The sequence below is a fragment of the Edwardsiella piscicida genome, from assembly GCF_021733145.1.
Classification (GTDB): domain Bacteria; phylum Pseudomonadota; class Gammaproteobacteria; order Enterobacterales; family Enterobacteriaceae; genus Edwardsiella; species Edwardsiella piscicida.
Window position 1 is genome coordinate 1,048,493 of the sequence record NZ_CP090968.1, and the last position, 18,379, is coordinate 1,066,871.

The 18,379-nt window shown below is 62.1% G+C and carries 15 protein-coding genes; 6 read left to right on the forward strand and 9 right to left on the reverse strand.

The window, feature by feature from the left end; translation table 11 throughout:
- Positions 1 to 40: 40 nt before the first annotated feature.
- The 3 genes from yajC to secF are packed head-to-tail and all read left to right on the forward strand — an operon-like array spanning position 41 to position 3,237.
- The gene (yajC, locus tag L1P05_RS04705; protein ID WP_012847824.1) at positions 41 to 373 is read left to right on the forward strand and encodes a preprotein translocase subunit YajC; all 333 of its coding nucleotides are present in this window, start codon (positions 41 to 43) and stop codon (positions 371 to 373) included.
- A 27-nt stretch (positions 374 to 400) separates the two neighbouring features.
- On the forward strand, positions 401 to 2,257 hold the full coding sequence (secD, locus tag L1P05_RS04710) for a protein translocase subunit SecD (protein ID WP_012847825.1): 1,857 nt from the start codon (positions 401 to 403) through the stop codon (positions 2,255 to 2,257).
- Positions 2,258 to 2,268: 11 nt separating this feature from the next.
- Positions 2,269 to 3,237 carry a protein translocase subunit SecF gene (secF, locus tag L1P05_RS04715; protein WP_012847826.1) on the forward strand — a complete coding sequence of 323 codons (969 nt, stop codon included), beginning with the start codon at positions 2,269 to 2,271 and terminating at the stop codon, positions 3,235 to 3,237.
- 51 nt (positions 3,238 to 3,288) lie between these two features.
- On the opposite strand, the gene L1P05_RS04720 is transcribed toward secF, so the two are convergent.
- The 6 genes from L1P05_RS04720 to L1P05_RS04745 form a co-directional block, all read right to left on the reverse strand.
- Positions 3,289 to 4,680: a sigma-54 interaction domain-containing protein gene (locus L1P05_RS04720; protein ID WP_012847827.1), complete on the reverse strand. Its 1,392-nt coding sequence runs from the start codon at positions 4,678 to 4,680 to the stop codon at positions 3,289 to 3,291.
- Positions 4,681 to 4,833: 153 nt separating this feature from the next.
- On the reverse strand, positions 4,834 to 6,042 hold the full coding sequence (locus L1P05_RS04725) for an OFA family MFS transporter (RefSeq protein ID WP_012847828.1): 1,209 nt from the start codon (positions 6,040 to 6,042) through the stop codon (positions 4,834 to 4,836).
- Positions 6,043 to 6,079: 37 nt separating this feature from the next.
- Positions 6,080 to 6,763: an EthD family reductase gene (locus L1P05_RS04730; protein WP_012847829.1), complete on the reverse strand. Its 684-nt coding sequence runs from the start codon at positions 6,761 to 6,763 to the stop codon at positions 6,080 to 6,082.
- A complete protein-coding gene (locus L1P05_RS04735) occupies positions 6,760 to 7,479 on the reverse strand; it encodes an EthD family reductase (RefSeq protein ID WP_012847830.1) in 720 nt (239 codons plus the stop codon). The genes L1P05_RS04730 and L1P05_RS04735 overlap by 4 nt, the downstream gene beginning before the upstream one ends.
- Positions 7,480 to 7,502: 23 nt before the next feature.
- On the reverse strand, positions 7,503 to 8,249 hold the full coding sequence (locus tag L1P05_RS04740; RefSeq protein ID WP_012847831.1) for an SDR family NAD(P)-dependent oxidoreductase: 747 nt from the start codon (positions 8,247 to 8,249) through the stop codon (positions 7,503 to 7,505).
- Positions 8,250 to 8,275: 26 nt separating this feature from the next.
- Entirely contained in the window at positions 8,276 to 9,001 is a 726-nt protein-coding gene (locus L1P05_RS04745; protein WP_012847832.1) for an SDR family NAD(P)-dependent oxidoreductase, read from the reverse strand.
- A 374-nt stretch (positions 9,002 to 9,375) separates the two neighbouring features.
- Here L1P05_RS04745 and L1P05_RS04750 point away from each other — a divergent pair, with 374 nt between their 5' ends.
- Complete coding sequence (locus tag L1P05_RS04750; protein WP_012847833.1) at positions 9,376 to 11,442, forward strand: oxidoreductase; 2,067 nt, start codon at positions 9,376 to 9,378, stop codon at positions 11,440 to 11,442.
- A gap of 78 nt (positions 11,443 to 11,520) precedes the next feature.
- Here L1P05_RS04750 and L1P05_RS04755 read toward each other — a convergent pair whose 3' ends face one another.
- The 3 genes from L1P05_RS04755 to L1P05_RS04765 all read right to left on the reverse strand — a co-directional run bounded on the left by L1P05_RS04755 (position 11,521) and on the right by L1P05_RS04765 (position 16,321).
- Positions 11,521 to 13,572: an oxidoreductase gene (locus tag L1P05_RS04755; RefSeq protein WP_012847834.1), complete on the reverse strand. Its 2,052-nt coding sequence runs from the start codon at positions 13,570 to 13,572 to the stop codon at positions 11,521 to 11,523.
- A 69-nt stretch (positions 13,573 to 13,641) separates the two neighbouring features.
- On the reverse strand, positions 13,642 to 15,066 hold the full coding sequence (locus L1P05_RS04760; RefSeq protein ID WP_012847835.1) for an APC family permease: 1,425 nt from the start codon (positions 15,064 to 15,066) through the stop codon (positions 13,642 to 13,644).
- 70 nt (positions 15,067 to 15,136) lie between these two features.
- On the reverse strand, positions 15,137 to 16,321 hold the full coding sequence (locus L1P05_RS04765) for a MalY/PatB family protein (RefSeq protein WP_015683283.1): 1,185 nt from the start codon (positions 16,319 to 16,321) through the stop codon (positions 15,137 to 15,139).
- A gap of 361 nt (positions 16,322 to 16,682) precedes the next feature.
- Between L1P05_RS04765 and nrdR the strand changes: the two genes are divergently transcribed.
- Together nrdR and ribD are read left to right on the forward strand one after the other, a co-directional pair.
- Positions 16,683 to 17,132 carry a transcriptional regulator NrdR gene (gene nrdR / locus L1P05_RS04770; RefSeq protein WP_012847837.1) on the forward strand — a complete coding sequence of 150 codons (450 nt, stop codon included), beginning with the start codon at positions 16,683 to 16,685 and terminating at the stop codon, positions 17,130 to 17,132.
- 22 nt (positions 17,133 to 17,154) lie between these two features.
- A complete protein-coding gene (gene ribD / locus L1P05_RS04775) occupies positions 17,155 to 18,276 on the forward strand; it encodes a bifunctional diaminohydroxyphosphoribosylaminopyrimidine deaminase/5-amino-6-(5-phosphoribosylamino)uracil reductase RibD (protein ID WP_012847838.1) in 1,122 nt (373 codons plus the stop codon).
- Positions 18,277 to 18,379: the final 103 nt, after the last annotated feature.

Here is an 18,379-nt window from a genome sequence, read left to right on the forward strand (position 1 = left end):
GTGTTGTTGCTATCTATAGTAATTAATGAGGGATATTTCGATGAGTTTATTCATTTCTGACGCTGTTGCATCTGCAGGGGCTCCGGCGCAGGGCAGTCCGTACTCTCTGGTGATCATGCTGGTCGTATTCGGCCTGATTTTCTATTTTATGATCCTGCGCCCGCAGCAAAAACGTGCCAAGGAACATAAAAAACTGATGGACTCCATCAGCAAGGGTGATGAGGTGCTGACCAACGGTGGTCTGATTGGCCGCGTGGTTAAAGTGGCCGACACCGGCTATATCGCCATTGCGCTCAATGACACTACCGAAGTGATCATCAAACGCGACTTCGTGACCGCCGTCCTGCCGAAAGGTACGATGAAAGCGCTGTAATTTTCGATTTTCCCTAAGGGAACTGCCGTGTTAAACCGTTATCCTTTGTGGAAGTACATCATGCTGATCGTGGCGCTGGTCATCGGTCTGCTGTATGCGCTCCCTAACCTTTATGGCGAGGATCCGGCTGTTCAAATCACTGGCGCGCGCGGTGTCGCCGCCAGTGAGTCAACACTGGTCCAAGTCCGTGATGTGCTTGAAAAACAGCATATCCCCAGCAAATCCATTGCGCTGGAAAATGGTGCCATTCTGGCACGCTTTACTGATACCGACATTCAGCTGCGGGCGCGCGAAGCGCTGGTCGATACGCTGGGTGATAAATATGTCGTCGCACTCAACCTGGCACCCGCTACCCCGAAGTGGCTGGCGATGGTCGGCGCCGAGCCGATGAAGCTGGGTCTTGACCTGCGCGGCGGCGTGCATTTCCTGATGCAGGTGGACATGGATACTGCGCTGAGCAAGCTGCAGGAACAGACCATGGATACCCTGCGCAGCGATCTGCGCGACAAAGGCATTCCTTACTCTACCATTCGTAAGCTGCCCGATCCCGCCAGCGGAGGCGTGGAGATCAACTTCCGTGACGCCGCCGCCCGCGATGCGGCCAGCAATTACCTCTCTCCGCGCCACCGCGATCTGGTCTTCAGCAACGCCGGTGATACGACGCTGAAAGCGGTGATGACGGACGATCGCCTGCGTGAGGCCCGTGAGTATGCGGTGCAGCAGAACATCAACATTCTGCGTAACCGTGTGAACCAGCTGGGCGTTGCCGAGCCGCTGGTACAGCGCCAGGGCGCCGATCGTATCGTGGTTGAGCTGCCGGGTATCCAGGACACGGCGCGTGCCAAGGAGATTCTGGGTGCGACCGCGACGCTGGAGTTCCGTCTGGTCAACAGCAACGTGGATGCGCAGGCCGCCGCCAGCGGTCGCGTGCCGGGTGACTCTGAGGTCAAATATACCCGTGACGGCCGCCCGGTGGTGCTGTACAAGCGGGTGATCCTGACCGGTGACCACATCACTGACTCCACCTCCAGCCAGGATGAGTTTAACCGTCCGCAGGTTAACATCTCCCTCGACAGCGCCGGCGGCAGCGCCATGTCCAACTTCACCAAGGACAATATCGGCAAGCCGATGGCGACCCTGTTTGTGGAATATAAGGACAGCGGCAAGAAAGACGCCAGCGGCAAGCCGATCCTGGAGAAACAGGAAGAGGTGATCAACGTGGCGACGATCCAGTCGCGCCTGGGTAACAGCTTCCGGATTACCGGCATCGATAACCCGGCTGAGGCCCGTCAGCTCTCTCTGCTGCTGCGCGCCGGTGCGCTGATTGCGCCGATCCAGATCGTGGAAGAGCGGACTATCGGCCCAACCCTGGGGATGCAGAATATTGAGCAGGGGCTCGAAGCCTGCCTGTGGGGCCTGGTCGCCTCTATCATCTTCATGGTGGTGTACTACAAGAAGTTCGGTCTGATCGCGACCACCGCGCTGTTGGCTAACCTGGTGATGATCGTCGGGATTATGTCGCTGCTGCCGGGGGCCACGCTGACCATGCCGGGCATTGCGGGGATCGTGCTAACCCTTGCGGTAGCGGTTGACGCCAACGTACTGATAAACGAGCGTATCAAGGAGGAGCTGCGCAACGGGCGAACCGTTCAGCAGGCGATCCATGAAGGCTATAAAGGCGCGTTTTCCAGTATTATCGATGCCAACGTGACCACGCTGATTACCGCAGTGATTCTGTACGCCGTGGGCACCGGCTCCATCAAGGGCTTTGCCATCACCACCGCTATCGGTGTGGCGACCTCGATGTTTACCGCCATTGTCGGTACCCGCGCCATTGTCAACCTGCTGTACGGCGGCAAGCGCATCAACAAGCTGTCTATCTAAGGGGTTAGGGAATGGCACAAGATTATACCGTTGAACAACTTAACCATGGGCGTAAGGTCATTGACTTTATGCGCTGGGATTACGTTGCCTTCACGCTTTCCGGGCTGCTGCTGCTGGCTTCCTGTCTGGTGATGTACGTGAAGGGCTTCAACTGGGGCCTGGACTTCACCGGCGGGACGGTGATTGAGCTGACGGTGGAGAAAGCACCGGATCTCAATGCGATGCGTGCCGCTCTGGTGAAGTCAGGCTTTGACGAGCCGGTGGTGCAGAACTTCGGCAGCAGCCGCGACATCATGATCCGCATGGCGCCGATTAGCGGCAACGCGGGTCAGGAGCTGGGTAACCGGGTCGTGGCGGTGGTCGAGCAGGTCATCGATGGCAATGCTTCCGTTAAGCGTATCGAGTTCGTCGGTCCGAGCGTGGGCAGCGATCTGGCGCAGGCCGGCGGCATGGCGCTGCTGGTGGCGCTGATCAGTATCCTGATCTACGTCGGCTTCCGCTTCGAGTGGCGTCTGGCCCTCGGTGCGGTGCTGGCGCTGGCGCACGACGTGGTGATCACGCTCGGGGTGCTGTCGTTGTTCCACATCGAGATCGATCTGACCATCGTGGCATCGCTGATGTCGGTTATCGGCTACTCGCTCAACGACAGTATCGTGGTCTCTGACCGTATCCGCGAAAACTTCCGCAAGATCCGTCGCGGTACGCCTTATGAGATCGTGAACGTTTCGCTAACGCAGACCCTGAGCCGTACCATCATGACCTCTGCTACCACGCTGGTGGTGGTGCTGTGTCTGTACGTCTTTGGCGGCGCGATGCTGAAAGGCTTCTCGCTGACCATGCTGATCGGGGTCTCCATCGGTACCGTGTCGTCTATCTATGTCGCCTCGGCACTGGCGCTGAAGCTGGGCATGAAGCGTGAGCACATGCTGCAGCAGAAAGTGGAGAAAGAGGGCGCCGATCAGCCTTCGCTGCTGCCATAAGCGATGCGAATGGCCGCTAAGGGCGGCCAACGCAGACGGAACAATCCGCCATTACAGTCCGTAATGGCGGATTTTTTTATACAGCGTACTGCGAGAGATCCCCAGCGCCTGGGCGATGCGGGTCTTATTCGCGCGGTAGCGCTGCATCAGGGTCCATATTTGGCGCCGCTCCCAGGCGGCATAGCTGTCCGGCGACGTCGACTCCTCCTCCGGTTGGTCGAGCTCGGGCGGCAGATCGCCGCAGCGCAGGGTGGCGCCGTCGGTAAAGTTAATCCCCCGCTCGATGACGTTGCGTAGCTGACGAATATTCCCCGGCCAGCGGTAGGCGCACAGGCGGGCCATGGCCTCCGCCTCGATGGCGGTCACGCGGCTGCCCCCCAGCGAGGCGAGAAAAAAGTGGGCCAGCAGCGGGATATCCTGCGGTCGCTGGCGCAGCGGCGGCAGCACAATGGGAATGACGTTGAGTCGATAGTAGAGATCCTGGCGAAAGGTACGCTCGCGCACCATTTGCCGCAGATCGCGGTTGGTGGCGGTGATAATGCGCACATCGATGGGGATCCCCCGGGTATCGCCCAGACGTACCACCGTGCGCTCCTCCAGCACGCGCAGCAGGATCGCCTGGGCATCGAGCGGCAGCTCACCGATCTCATCCAGCAGCAGCGTCCCGCCGTGGGCGGCCTCAAATTGGCCGCTGGCGCCGCCGCGTCGGGCACCGGTAAAGGCGCCTTCGCGGTAGCCAAAGAGCTCGCTGCTGATCAGGCCGCTGGGGATGGCGCTGCAGTTGATGGCGATAAATGGACGGGCGGCGCGTGGGCTGTGGCGATGGATGGCGCGGGCGAACAGCTCTTTGCCGGTGCCGCTTTCACCGCTTAGCATGATGGAGCTGCTGCCGCCCGCAACGCGCAGCATGGTGCGCCAGGCGCGTAGAAAGGCCGGCGCTTGGCCGATCAGCCCATCCTGCCGCGCCGGCTCGCCTTGGTCGAGCGGAGGGGCGGGAAGGGCGACGGCGCCCGATGGGGAGAGACGGCGGCGAAAGTGGTGCATCATCAGTAAAAACACCGGCGAGTACAGGGATGCGGGCAGCAGAATTAACAGAATATAGGCGCTCTCCCCCGTCGACGGCGTGTGAAGCCAGGCATAGCTGGCCTGATCCTGCAGATCGTGAGGGGGATGCTCCGCCGGGCTGAGCCAGGCCACCGGGTGCGCGGGCGTAATTTGGGCGGCGGCGCTCGCGGCGAGCGCCTCCGCTCGCCATACAGCGGGCGGAAAGTCGGCGCCCACCGTATGAAGCAGGCGTAAATCGGGGCGCATAATCGCGATGCCGGCGCCCAGGGCGTTCATCTGCGCCAGCCATTCGCACAGCAGGCTATCGGTCAGCAGCGGCGATAGCTCCGCCGCGTTTTTACAGGCGCTGAGGGCGCGGTCGGCGGCGGTATCAGGCATGGGGTCTGCTCCAGGAAAGTATCCTGGACAGCAGAGTAGCAAAGGCGTCGGGTGGAGCAGTAGCGCTTTTGGGTCGCTTTATGATCGCCGCCGCACAGCGGACGATCATAAATTTTATAATAAAATATAATATGTTGAATATATACCAACGGTCTATTCAATCACGGGGATCCGCTGCCGCTTTTGCAGCCATAGCATACCGGCAATGCTGATCAGGGCGATAACGATGATGGCGTAGTAGGCCTGGGCATAGGAGCCGGAGCGTTCGTAGGCCTGCGCCGCAATGCGCGGAAAAATCAGGCTGCCGCTTGCCGGTCCCAGCAGGTACAGAATGCCGTAGTTGACGCCCAGATGCTTACTGCCCCACAGCTCGGAGATCATGGCCGGATAGACGGCGTAGGAGCCGCCCCAGCATAGGGCGAAGGTGGCACAGCCGCCCATAAAGAGCAGTCGGGTGTCGGCGCGCATCAGCGCCAGGGCACCGAGGCAGTAGAGGGCAAAGATGGCGGCCTGACAGGCAAATCGGCCGAAGCGGTCAGAGAGCGCTCCCCAGAGCAGGCGTCCGGCCAGATTGAAAAAGGCGAAGACGGTGACCGTTGAGGCGGCATCGGCCACGTCCAGCCCTAGCTGATTGACCGCAATAGCGACCGAGTGGCCTACCATCACCGCGCCGGAGCCGACGGCCAGGCTAAAGGTGGGGAACACCACGTAGAACGCCGGGTCGCGCACCATGCCCGGGGGGGGGATCTCGGGGCCGCCGAGGGGGGCTGGGGTATTCTCTCGTCGTCTCCCCGGCGGCTGATAGCCGGCGGGGGGGGCGGAGAGAAATAGCGCCAGCAGCACCATGGTCAGCAGGAAGATCAGGGCCGACAGCGCATAGAATGCGGTGGGGTGGCTCGGGTCGAAGTAGGCCATGGCGATCGGCTTCCAGAGGAAGGGCCCCAGCGACGCAAAGGCGACGATCGCACCGCCGGCCAGCCCCTTTTTATCCGGAAACCAGCGCACTACGTTGACCACGCAGTTGGTGTAGATAAAGCCATCGGCAATTCCCGCCAGGATCCCCGCGGTGAGATACAGGTGCCACATTTGGGTGGCGAAGGAGGCCAGATACCAGGCCAACGCCCACAGCGCACAGCCCGCGCTGATGACGATACGCGGCCCGAATCTGTCCATCATGCGCCCGGCGAAGGGCGCCGTAAGGCCAATAAAGATCAGCAGCAGCGAATAGACCAGCACGATCTGGGAGATGGTGGCGCCGGGGATATAGGCCAGCAGCGGCTGCTGGAACAGACTCCAGATATTGATATAGGACACTTGGCACAGAATAACCCCTGAGGCCAGTAAAATAAGCCAGCGTTGCATAGCACCTCCCTGTCAGTGTGTCATACGGTGAATCCGGTTAGGGAATGATCCGCTCCTGCTCTACGAGATAGGTCGAGACGGCCTGCAGGAAGCTGTGGGCATGGCGCTGCGCCCGCTGTCCGGCTTCGGAAGCGAAATCGGCCTCCAGGGCCGCCAGATCGTCGAAGTAGAGTTCGACAATGCCGTCAATGGCGACCTCATCGTAGGCGCAGGGACGTCCTGCGACGCTGCGCCCCAGGATCAGGCTTTGCTGATAGCCCCGTACTCCCTGAAAACGACGGAGATAATCACCGTGGATATCCCACCACTCATGGCGGAACCGTTCGGGGGACATCTCCGGGCGCCGCTGAATAAAAGAGACGCGTTTGAGGCGTGGGGGAAGAGGGGCTGGCGTGGGGATGATGTTGTTCTTGAGCGTGATCAGGCGGATTGGCGGCTGGGCCGGATCGATCTCACCCATGAGGGATTGCCGTACCGGATCGTCGTAAGCCTGCATCAGCTGAAACAGATCATCGCACGCTATTTCTATAAAAAGATTGGCATCGACGGGACAGCGTGGAAAGTCGACGCCGCGCTGCGCGGTATCTATCACGCGATGGCGCACCAGACGACGTAGCGTCGGGTACGACGGCGCCGCGCTGGCCGGATCTTGTCCGGCAAGGGGACGCGTTTCGGGTGTTGACGGGGGGCTGCGCATGAGCAATTCCCAACTGGTGATCATGTGGAGCTCTCCTGTGACGCGCTGCCTGCGATAGGCGCGGTTTCGACGAGGAAGGTGGTCATGCTGGCAATAAAGGTCTGTCCGTGGGCGGCGATCTGTGCATAGGTCGGTGAGGCAAAGCTGGCTTCCAGACTGGCCAGATCGGCAAACCAGAGCTCAACAACGCCGTCATAGGGGTAATCGTCATACGGCGCGGATACGCCATCCACCAGACGATCCAGAATAATGTTCTGGTTATAGCCGATGACGCCGGGCATGCGTTTGACCATCTCGGCATGAGGGCCAAACCACGCGTTTTGAAACTGCTCTGCGCTTATCTCGGGTCGACGACGCAGGAAGGTGATGCGTTTAATCCCGGCGGCGGCGGGGCTGGGTAAGGTGACGACTTCATGCTTGAGTAAGATCACCACGGGACATACCTGAGTAAACCGGGCTAGATCGGCCTGGGCAGCCTCCGCTTGCGAGGTTATTCCGCGCTGCATGGCGTGCAAATCGTCAAACCACAGTTCGGAAAAACCGTCGGCTTTTAGCGTTTCATGCTCATCGTGGGCGAATTGGATACCGTGTTGGCGGCAATCGACGACCCGGTTTTGCTGGTAGCGGCGGATCCCCGTCATGGCACAGACGATCGGGGCGTGTACCTCACGCCAGTGGTGAAGAAACTGTTCACGGCTGAGATCCTGCCGCCGCGAAACGATCCCCATGCGTGTAATCATAATGCGATCTCCATCGTTGAGGGTCAGTGGGTGGTATAGCCGCTGTCAACGATGTAGCTATCACCGTGGACATAGGCGGCGCGATCCGAGGCGAGGAACAGCATCACGGCGGTGATCTCCTCTGGATGGGCGAAGCGGCCAACGCTGTACTTTTGCAGCATGCGCTGGTACTTCTCGGGGTTGCTGCGCGTGGCTTCGGTCAGCGGCGTAATGGCGGATCCGGGACATACGGCGTTGACCCGAATGCCGTGGGGGGCCAGCTCCAGCGACATCAGGCGGGTCAGCTGTACAACGCCGGCTTTGCTGGGGCCATAGGCGGCGGAGTATGGCGTGGCGCGCAGAGCGCCTATCGACGCCGTGTTGACGATGATGCCGCGGATCCCCAGGCGTATCATTTCGCGGGCCACCGCCTGCCCGACCCAAAAGCAGCCGTTCAGATTGATGTCGATAACCCTGCGCCACGCCGCCTCGGTGATCTCCATCAATGGGGTAAAAATGCCGATGCCGGCGTGGTTAAACAGAATATCGATGCGGCCAAAATGCGCGACCACGTCGCTGACCATGCGGATGACCGCGGCCCGATCGCTGACGTCACAGGGGAAGGGAAAGGCGCGCTCGGGCAGGCTATCGCACAGCGCCTGCGTCGCCAGCGCATCGCTATCGGCGATGGCGATTCGGGCGCCTTCGTCTGCCAGGCGCCGAACCAGGTTTTCCCCCAGCCCGCTGGCGCCGCCGGTGACCAGCACAATCTTGTCGTTAAAGCGTGTCATGAGATGACTCTCCTCAGCGTAGGGGGCTACTGAACGCGGTAGCCGCCGTCGACGTAATAGCACGCGCCGTTGATAAAGCTGGCTTCGTCGCTGGCCAGGAACAGCGCCACGGCGGCGATCTCGTCCGGCTCGCCGTAGCGCTGATCCACCAGCTTGGACATGAACATGGCCCTGCGCTGCGGATTCGCGCGGCTTTGCGCGGTCATGTCGGTTCGCGTAGCGCCCGGGCCAAAGGCATTCACGCGAATGCCATGCTGGGCCAGCTCCAGCGCCATGACCCGGGTTAACTGCATCACCGCGCCCTTGGACGCGGCGTAGGCGGCGGTGGTGGGGGAGACTAACTCACAGGCGATCGAGGCCGTATTGACGATGGCGCCACGGGTGCCGCGCTCCACCATGGCGCGGGCGACGGCCTGGCCCAGCAGAAACATGCCCTTGACGTTGACGTTGAAGGTGGTTTCCCAGCTTTGCTCGCTCTCTTCTAAAAACAGGTTGTAACGGCAGATCCCGGCGTTGTTGAACAGCAGATCGATATGGCCGTAGCGCTCCAGCGTCAGCGCGATCAGCTGCGCGACGTCCCGCTGACGACTGACGTCCGTCGGAACGGCGAGCACCCGTTCTCCCAGCGTTGCCTGTGCGTCGGCGATCACCACCGCCTCGGCGCCCTCCTGCAGCAGGCCGCAGACGATCGCTTTGCCAATGCCCTGTGCGCCGCCGGAGACAATGGCGACCTTCCCTGCAAAACGCGACATAGCACACCTCCTGTGCGGTAAGCGCGGGATTCCGGCGGCGCGTCTGCGCCGCTGCGGAGCCCGCCGTACACGGTAAGCAAGGTCTGTACCAGCCGGGCTATGGCGTGAGGCGCCGCCGACGGCGGCGATGGCGGGTAAGAAGAGGAGCGGATTTTTGCTCTGTATGTATAAAAACGTCCATATTTGTCGAGCGGCTACTGGTCAAAACGCAACGCTTGGGCGTTTGCGCCGGCGCCGGGTGCGGCGGTGGTCCGCGGGGCCGGCGTACGAGAGGGGGCAGCCCCGCTGGCGTGGCGTACATATTGCATTCGTCTTACCGCTGTCCGCGCTGGGCGGCACCCATATCGCCCGCTGTTTACCGTAAGGGGAATTCCATGGCCGACTACACACACCTGCTCTCACCGCTGGCGCTGACGCCCACGCTGTCGCTGAAAAACCGCATCATGAAGTCACCGCAGTCCACGATGTACTGGGGAGAGGAGTATGCGATGAGCGATCGGGTGGTGGATTTTTACGACAGCATTGCCCAGGGCGGCGCGGGGATGATCGTGATCGCCGGGATCCTGTGGTATCCGGCCCACCCCGGCGGGGTCTACGGCGCGCTGTTTGACGATCGGTATATCGCCGGGATGAGACGGCTGGTGGAGGCCCTGCACCGCCACGACTGCGTGGTGTTTTGTCAGTTTCACCACACCGGTCCCTCGGCGCCCAGCGATGAGCACGGCGGCCCTCCCTTTGGCGCCGCCGCGCTGGAGCAGGCGGCGCTGCCTTCGCCCGCCCCCTATCTGCATGCCAGCCGCGGCGTCACCCGGGATGAGATAGCCATGCACCGCGAGCGCTATATTGCAGCGGCGGTACGCGCCTATCAGGCGGGGTTCGACGGGGTCGAGGTGCACGGCGCCCACGGTTATTTTCTGCAAAGCTTTCTCAGCCGGGTGTGGAATCGGCGCGAGGACGAGTATGGTTGCCAGAGCATTGAAAACCGCACCCGGCTGATGGTGGAGATCATTCGGGGTATCAAGGCCAGGCTGGGGGAGGATTTTCCGGTCGGCGTGCGCATCAACGGTGAGGAGTTTATGGCGCAGGGGGCGATGACGCTGGAGGAGTCTATCCAGATAGCCCAGGCGCTGGAGCGGGCGGGCGCCTGCTATATCAGCGTGAGCGGCTATGGGTTTGGTCCGCTACCGATGACCTATGTGCCGGACTATTTTCCCTATCCGGAGCCGGAGCCCGCGATGCGCCCCTATATGGCGCGCTACCGGCATGACGGGCTCTATGCCGTTGGTGCGGCGGCGATCAAGCCTCACGTCGGGATTCCGGTGGTGGCGGTCGGGCGGATGGATGAGCAGCGCGGGGAGCGGCTGCTGCAGGAGGGGAAGGCGGATATCATCGCCTATGGCCGTATGCTGTGGGCCGATCCGGCCTTTCCCAATAAGCTGCGGGAGGGGCGGTCTCTCGATATCGTGCGCTGTAACCGCTGCGCCACCTGTGAGGATCCCCCGCGCGCCGCGCGCCGCTGTCGGGTGAATCCGGCGCTGGGTCGCGAGCACGCGCTGGCCATTCACCCGGCCGTACAGGCCAGGCACATTCTGGTGATCGGCGCTGGCCCCGCCGGAATGGAGGCCGCGCGGGTGGCAGCGCTACGCGGTCATCAGGTAACGCTGTGCGACGCGGCGCCGCGCCTGGGGGGGCGGCTGTGGCTGGCCGCGATGATCAAAGGGGCGGAGGTCGAGGATGTGCAGCCGCTGCTGCACTATCTGACGCGTCAGGTGCAGCGCGGCGCCGGCATTGAGATCCGCTTGAATCAGTCCATGAGCGTCGAAGCGGTCGCCGCCCTAAAGCCGGATGCCGTGGTGGTGGCGACCGGGGGTAACTATGCGCTGCCGGATATTCCCGGTATTCAGCGCTGGAATGTCCGGGGGGTCAAGTCACTGGCGCGTCTGGCGGCCTGGCCGCTGCGCGTGTTTGGTCCGGATCTGCTTAATCGGCTGAGTCGGATCGCGCTGCCGCTGGGATCGCGTGTTGTGATTCTCGGCGGGCAGATCGAGGGTATCCAGGGGGCTGTCTTTCTTGCCAAGCGCGACAAACGGGTCACCGTACTGGAGCCTTCGGCGCAGCTGGGCGAGGGGATACCGCCCCGCTATCGGGAGCGTGCGCTGGCCTGGCTGCGGCAGCATCCGCGGGTCACGCTGCATACCGGCGTACGCTGGCAGCGCATTGATCGGGAGGGTGTTCATATCGTCACGGAGGCGGGCGTCGCCCGCTGCGAGCCCTGTCATTCGGTGCTGGTGCTGACCCGGCAGAGCCCGGCGACCGAACTGGCCGATGCCCTGCGCGCGCGTGGAATAGAGGTACATACGATCGGCTCGATCAACGGCGCTCGACACAGCCTGATCGTCGATGCCCTGGCACAGGGGCGGGAGGTCGGCGTGCTCCTGTAAATATGGCAGAGCGGCGTCCGCTGTGGGCGCCTTTTTCTGTCTGTTGACCCCCGGCGATGCCGGGGGATATTTATTGACTTACAGAGTGCAGCCGATGCGCCGCCCGTCGAGCAGGGCGTGCTTCAGCAGCCCGTTTTCTGCCCCCAGCGCCGAGCCAATCTGGTGCAGCTCCGCGACAAGGGGGGTGAGGGCGTCCGCCAGTTTTCGCGCAGGCGCTTGGGGTATCAGCACCATTACCGTATCGCAGGGAAGCGTGTGGCGCTGCCCTAGCTTGTCGCACACGATGACCTCATGACGCTGAATTGACAAGACGCGCGTTTCTGTCAGCAGGGTGACCTCTTTACGCTGTAGCCACGGCAGTAAACGCTGCAGATAGCGCTCCGGGATCCCGCTCCCCACCTCCGCGCCGGACTCTACCACGGTGACCGTACGTCCACGCTTGCGTAGAAATACGGCGCCCTGCAGCCCCTCGATCTGTCCGCCAAGCACCACCACCCGTTGTCCTACCGGCAGATAGAGGCGGGTCAGACGTTCCAGCAGCCGGGGGCCGAGCAGGCGCAGGGGGAGCGCGGCGCGCTGGGCAAGCCGTTTGATGCTCAGGACGTGGGGTAGATCGATACCGGGAAGGGCGGGCAGCGGATACTCTCCGCTGCTGGCGATGACGATGGCGTCGGGCCGCTCGCGCTGCACCAGCGCCTCGGTTACCTCGACATCTAAGCGTAGAGTAACCGTGGATTTGGCCAACTGTGTGCTGAGCCAATCATAGAGGGGGAGGACGTTTTCCACGTCGCACCCTTTGATCATCGCCGCCAGGCGGATCCGTCCACCGAGCACGGGGGCGCGATCGTACAGCGTGACCCGATGACCGCGCAGCGCCGCCACCCGTGCCGCCTCCATCCCGGCGGGACCCGCGCCGATGATCATGACGCGCTTAGGCTGGGCCGCAGGCTGGATAGCCAGCTCGCGCTCACGGCCCAGCGAAGGGTTGACCCGGCAGATCCGCGGCTGAGTGACCGGATCTTCGCAGCTGGCGCAGCGGGTGCAGCGCATGACGTCCTCAGGACGCCCCTGGCGCACCTTTTGCGGGAAGTCGGGATCGGCCCACAGCGTTCGCCCCAGGCCGATGAGATCGGCATCGCCGTCGCGCAGGATGCGCTCCGCCCGATCTTCGTCCATTCTTCCTGCGGTGATCACCGGTACGCTAACCACGTTGCGGATCTGGCGCGCAGAGTCGGTCCACAGCCCTTTGTCGTGCCAGCTAGCCATGTAGGGCTGCATAAAGTCATCGGGCTCGGGATAAGGGAAGTAGTCGGGACAGTAGCGAAAAGGGGCGCTGCCGTAGCCGTAGCCGGCGACGTTGATGAACTGGGCGCCGGCCTGCTCCAGCGCGGCGGCATTCTCCATCGCTTCTTCAATAGTAATGGCCCCATCGGCGCCGTATTCACGCCCGTTGATTCGCACGCCCAGCACGAACTCGGGGCGGCAGCGCAGGCGGGCGGCGTACAGGATCTCGCGCACGATACGGGTGCGGTTTTCCACGTTTTGACAGCCATATTCGTCCTGGCGTCGGTTCCATACCCGGCTGAGGAAGCTGTTTAGCAGGTAGCCGTGGGCCGCGTGGATCTCCATGCCGTCCAGCCCGCCGCGATCGGCGCGGACGCAGGCGTCGACGATCTGTCGCTGGCGGAAGCGGATCTGCGCCAACGTCATGCCCTGACAGGGGTTGGCCAGCGGCGGTTTCATCGGGATCTCGTCGATGCTCAGGGTTGATGACGAGATGGGCGGCGCGCCCAGGCGTGGCCAGGCCGCCGGCCCGGAGTGGTGGAACTGAGCAAACAGCTTGCAGCCGTGGCGCTGTACCCGCTGCGCCAGGTGGCGCAGGCCGGGAATAAACCGGTCATCCCAGAGACCCAGGTAGATCCCCGGCGTTTCCTCGATGGCGCAGCCGCCCAAAACGATGGCGGCGGCGCCACCGCGGGCGATGTTTTCATACAGATCGGCGGCGCGGCTATTCTGAGCGCTACCGTCCTGATTCCACAGCCAGGTGGACTGGCCGCTCTTAATCAGACGATTTTTCAGCGTACAGTGCGGCGTCAGCGCCAGCGGGGAGAAGATCAGCGGGTATGGCATGACGGCCCTCCGGTGAGGTGGCATCGTGGGGATATGGCGCCTGAGTCGGAGCCTGTCCGGCGGTAGCGGTTACTCGTTCTCATGGCTGGCTTCGATTGCGTGGGCGATATGGGGATAGCGCCAGTGGCAGTAGAGAATGCCGAAAACGACGACGCTCGCGAGTCCCCACAGCTGAAAAGCGCTGGCGCGGGAGAGCAGCAGGTAGCATTGAAAGGTAATGCCGGACACCGAGAGGGCGATCAGCCAGCGGAGCGCCAGGGGAGAGACCCGGTATGGCGACTCGGCATACTGCTGGGGAAACAGCTTGGGCAGATCCAGCACTTTATAGGCGAGCACGATCTTAAAGCTGTAGGCCAGCAGCAGCACCACGCTGGCGATGGTGCCCATGCTGAAGTCAAACAGGATCGGTATCAGCCCAATCAGGTAGAAAATCATCAGCAGATAGACCGGCGTTTTGTAGCGGGGATGCAGGTAGGCCAGTCGCCGGGGGAACCACCCGTCGTCGCAGGCCTGCAGGATAGGTTTGGTGCAGGTGCTGATTTTGGCGTTGAGGGTCGTGGCCAGGGCGAAAATAGCGCCGCAGATGACAAAGTAGATGAACAGCGGGCGGGGAAGGATCGCTTCAGCCACCAAAATTAATGACTTGTCGGCGACGTCGGCCACGGGCAGGACGCCGGAGGCTACGGTGCACATCAGGCAATACAACAGGGCGACCGTGAGCGTGGAGACAATCACCACCAGCGGGATGTCGCGCTTGGGGTTTTTGGCTTCGCCGCTGACGTCGACGATGACCTCGGCCCCGCCGGTGGCGAATACCAGCAGCGCCGCGGTCTGCAGCAGGCCAAGCATGCCGTGGGTGAGAAAGTCCGGCGGACTGAAGAAGCCCGGCTGGATTTTAAACAGGCCGAAGACGGTAAACAGAAGCAGGGCGCTGAGCAGACACAGCACCATCAGCTTTTGCACCCGGGCGGCGTTGGCCACCCCAAAGTAGTTGATGATGAAGAACAGCGTCAGCACGACGATGGCGATGCCCTTTTCACTGAAGATGGGCAGGAAAGGGTGGAGATACTGCGCCAGCGAGATGGTAAACAGCGAGATGGAGATACAGCCGATGGCGTACTGGATGATGTACAGACCGGACCATTTTGCGCCGATAAAGAGGCTGGTCTGGGTGTAGGCCCCGCCGCGTAGACGCAGGCAGCTGTTGACGAAGACCAGCGGAATGGCCGCCGCAATGACGAATAGCGTGGAGATGAGAAAGGCGAAATTGGCCGATCGGCCGGTCATGGCGATGGCCACGCCGGTTAGCGACATGATCCCCGCGCCGATAATCTGGCCGACGGCGATCCCCATTAAGTCGGAGCGACCCAATACCCGTTTTAGCTCTTTGGTGCTCATGATGTCAGTCCTTTGCGCAGGCGATCCGTGGCTCTGCACCCGGGACAGCTGACGCCGGGTCAGGGGAAAGCGGCGGCGAGTGATGTCGTTTTTCACCGCGCGCTCGCTATGTATGGGTGGTGACTCCGCCCCGGCGCGCAGCGCGCGGCGGCGGAGAGGGACGATATTAGGACGATTTCAGCGCCATGATGATATTGTCGACCGCCTGACGAATATACTCTGGCGAGGTGGCGATATTCAGGCGGATAAAACCGCGCCCTGCGTCGCCAAACCAGGCGCCATAGTCGACGGCCAGCCGCCCCCGCTGCTGGATCAGCTGCGGCAGCGCCTCGTCGCTGCAGTAGGCGCGCAGATCGATCCACATCAGGTAGGTTCCCTGCAGCGGCGAAATCTGGATCAGGGGCAGCGCCCGGCGCAGAGCGGTGTCGATATAGTCATAGTTGCTGCGAATGATCGAGAGCACCAGCTGCAGCCAGTCGGCGCCGTGACGGTAGGCGGCGGCGATGGCGTAGTACCCCAGCAGACTGCCGTTGGTGGTGTGGGCCACGCGCCTGGCATAGTCATCAAAGGTCTCCCGCAGCGCGGGGTGCTCAACGATCAGGAAGGCGTTCTTGAGCCCGGCGAGATTGAAGGTTTTGGAGGCGGCGGCGAAGGTGAGAATGCGCGCTCGAAATGCGCCGTCGTCAACGGTGGCGCTCGGCTGGTGCTGACCGTCGAGCACCAGATCCTGATGGATTTCATCGGAGATGACCAGCACGTTATGCTGTTCGCACAGCGCCAGCAGCTGCGCCAGCTCCTGCTCTTGCCAGACCCGCCCCACCGGGTTGTGGGGTGAGCAGAGAATAAACAGCCGTACCCGGTTAGCGGCGATCTTCTCCGCCATATCGGCGAAGTCCATGCTGTAATACCCCTGATGGTTGATCAGATCGGAGGTGATCAGCGTACGCCCGCAGTCGCGGATCGCCTGTAAAAACGGATAGTACACCGGGGTATTGACCATCACGGCGTCGCCGGGGCGGGAGAAGGCGTTGATCAGCCAGTACAGGCCGGTGACGACGCCGGGCGTATAGCGCAGCCACGCGCGCTGGACAGGGTAGCGGTGCCGCTGCTGCTGCCACTGTATAAACGCCTGAAAATACGCCTCGGGTATCTGGCTGTAGCCGAATACGCCGTGCTGCACCCGCTGAAGCAGGGCATCGGTGACGGCGTCAGGAGAGCGATAGTCCATATCGGCAACCCACATGGCGAGCAGATCGTCATCGCCGAATTTCTCCTGTAAACCGTCCCATTTCACGCTGTCGGTGTGCCGACGCGGCGTAAAGTATTTTTCTATAAATGTATTCTGTTCCATAAATAAATGATCTCCTTTTTTATTATTATAAAGTTCGCCAAGGGCGCAGAGATGTGAATTCCTGCTCAATAATTAACCAGTGTCGGGCGGAATGAATTTTTTATTTATATGCGAATAAAAAGAATATTCATTAAAGTGAATCTTATTAGCGGCGCCGGCGGATACCAGGCTATTTTCCCCGCGGCGTGCGCCGGTGGTATATCCTGGGCTCGCTGAGCGCGATCCCGGGGATATGTCCGGCGAAATATGCGTTTTATCGTGCGGTTGTGTGATTTTCCCGGCAATCGAAGGGCCGTCTCCCTTTGTTGTCGGCGAGGTTGAGGGTACACTATGGCGACCCCGAAGCCGTCCAGGAAGAGTTATGCACTGTCCGTTTTGTTCCGCTGTCGATACCAAGGTCATTGATTCGCGTCTGGTGGGCGATGGCTCACAGGTGCGCCGCCGTCGCCAGTGTCTGGTTTGCAATGAACGATTTACCACCTTTGAAGTGGCCGAACTGGTGATGCCCCGGGTGGTCAAGAGCAACGGTGTGCGGGAGCCCTTCAACGAGGAGAAGCTGCGCAGCGGCATGCTGAAAGCGCTGGAGAAGCGCCCGGTGAAATCCGACGATGTCGAGATGGCCATCAGCCATATTAAATCCCAGCTGCGCGCCACCGGCGAGCGTGAGGTCGCGACCAAGATGGTCGGCAATCTGGTGATGGATGCGCTGAAGAAGCTCGATAAGGTGGCCTACATCCGCTTTGCCTCCGTCTATCGCAGCTTTGAGGATGTGCGAGAGTTTGGCGAAGAGATCGCCCGTTTGCAGGAGTAGCGCGTTCAGCGTAGGAACCGTGATGATGATGTCTGCAGCCCATTCCGATGAATTTTACATGGCGCGCGCCTTTGAGCTGGCGCGCCGTGGCCGTTTTACTACCACCCCTAACCCTAACGTCGGCTGCGTACTGGTGCGCGACGATCGCATCGTGGGCGAAGGGTTTCATCTGCGCGCCGGTGAGCCCCATGCGGAGGTTCACGCGCTGCGGATGGCCGGCGAGCTGGCCCGCGGTGCGACGGCCTATGTCACTCTGGAGCCGTGCAGCCACCATGGCCGTACGCCCCCCTGTGCCGACGCGCTGGTGGCCGCCGGCGTTAGCCGGGTGGTCGCGGCGATGCAAGACCCAAACCCCCATGTGGCCGGCCGGGGGCTATACCGCCTGCAGCAGGCGGGGATTAGCGTGCGCCACGGCGTGATGCTGGCCGAGGCTGAAGCCATCAATAAAGGCTTTCTGAAGCGAATGCGCACCGGTTTTCCCTATGTACAGCTGAAGCTGGGCGCATCGCTTGACGGGCGTACCGCGATGGCATCCGGCGAAAGCCAGTGGATCACCTCTGCCGCCGCCCGCGCCGACGTCCAGCGCTACCGGGCGCAGAGCTCGGCGATTTTAAGCAGCAGCGCGACGGTGCTGGCGGACGATCCGGCGCTGACGGTGCGCTGGGCGTCGCTGGATGAAGCGACTCAGCGCCTGTATCCGCAGGAGCACCTGCGCCAGCCGCTGCGGGTGATCGTGGACAGCCATAACCGGGTAACGCCGCAGCATCGGCTGATTACACAGCCCGGAGAGACCCTGCTGGCGCGGGTTGATCCCGATACGCAGGCCTGGCCGTCGTCGGTGAGCCAGCTGGCGGTACCGCGCCACGGCGAGGGGCTGGATCTGGTGCTGCTGATGATGCAGCTGGGTAAAATGCAGCTGAACAGCGTGTGGGTCGAAGCCGGGCCACGCCTGGCCGGTGCCCTGCTGCAGGCTGGACTGGTCGATGAGCTGATTGTTTATCTGGCGCCGACGCTGTTGGGCGATGCGGCGCGCGGACTGTGTCACCTGCCTGGGCTGGATCGCCTGGGCGATGCCCCGGCCCTGACGTTTAGCGACGTCACTCGGGTCGGCAACGATTTGCGTCTGACGCTGCGCATGGTCTAGGCGGCGTCATCCCGCCCGGCAGCGCGTGAGCGCTGACGTCGCGTCCGGCGGGGCGCGGCCGCCGAAATGACAATGGATCTGAGCAGAAGCGCAAAGAGTATGA

What these genes read in the sequence shown, in the direction of transcription:
- yajC (WP_012847824.1), top strand. Translation starts at nt 41, where the DNA reads ATGAGTTTATTCATTTCTGACGCTGTTGCATCTGCAGGGGCTCCGGCG.
- secF (WP_012847826.1), top strand. Translation starts at nt 2,269, where the DNA reads ATGGCACAAGATTATACCGTTGAACAACTTAACCATGGGCGTAAGGTC.
- L1P05_RS04720 (WP_012847827.1), bottom strand. Translation starts at nt 4,680, where the DNA reads ATGCCTGATACCGCCGCCGACCGCGCCCTCAGCGCCTGTAAAAACGCG.
- L1P05_RS04725 (WP_012847828.1), bottom strand. Translation starts at nt 6,042, where the DNA reads ATGCAACGCTGGCTTATTTTACTGGCCTCAGGGGTTATTCTGTGCCAA.
- L1P05_RS04730 (WP_012847829.1), bottom strand. Translation starts at nt 6,763, where the DNA reads ATGATCACCAGTTGGGAATTGCTCATGCGCAGCCCCCCGTCAACACCC.
- L1P05_RS04735 (WP_012847830.1), bottom strand. Translation starts at nt 7,479, where the DNA reads ATGATTACACGCATGGGGATCGTTTCGCGGCGGCAGGATCTCAGCCGT.
- L1P05_RS04740 (WP_012847831.1), bottom strand. Translation starts at nt 8,249, where the DNA reads ATGACACGCTTTAACGACAAGATTGTGCTGGTCACCGGCGGCGCCAGC.
- L1P05_RS04745 (WP_012847832.1), bottom strand. Translation starts at nt 9,001, where the DNA reads ATGTCGCGTTTTGCAGGGAAGGTCGCCATTGTCTCCGGCGGCGCACAG.
- L1P05_RS04750 (WP_012847833.1), top strand. Translation starts at nt 9,376, where the DNA reads ATGGCCGACTACACACACCTGCTCTCACCGCTGGCGCTGACGCCCACG.
- L1P05_RS04755 (WP_012847834.1), bottom strand. Translation starts at nt 13,572, where the DNA reads ATGCCATACCCGCTGATCTTCTCCCCGCTGGCGCTGACGCCGCACTGT.
- L1P05_RS04765 (WP_015683283.1), bottom strand. Translation starts at nt 16,321, where the DNA reads ATGGAACAGAATACATTTATAGAAAAATACTTTACGCCGCGTCGGCAC.
- nrdR (WP_012847837.1), top strand. Translation starts at nt 16,683, where the DNA reads ATGCACTGTCCGTTTTGTTCCGCTGTCGATACCAAGGTCATTGATTCG.
- ribD (WP_012847838.1), top strand. Translation starts at nt 17,155, where the DNA reads ATGATGATGTCTGCAGCCCATTCCGATGAATTTTACATGGCGCGCGCC.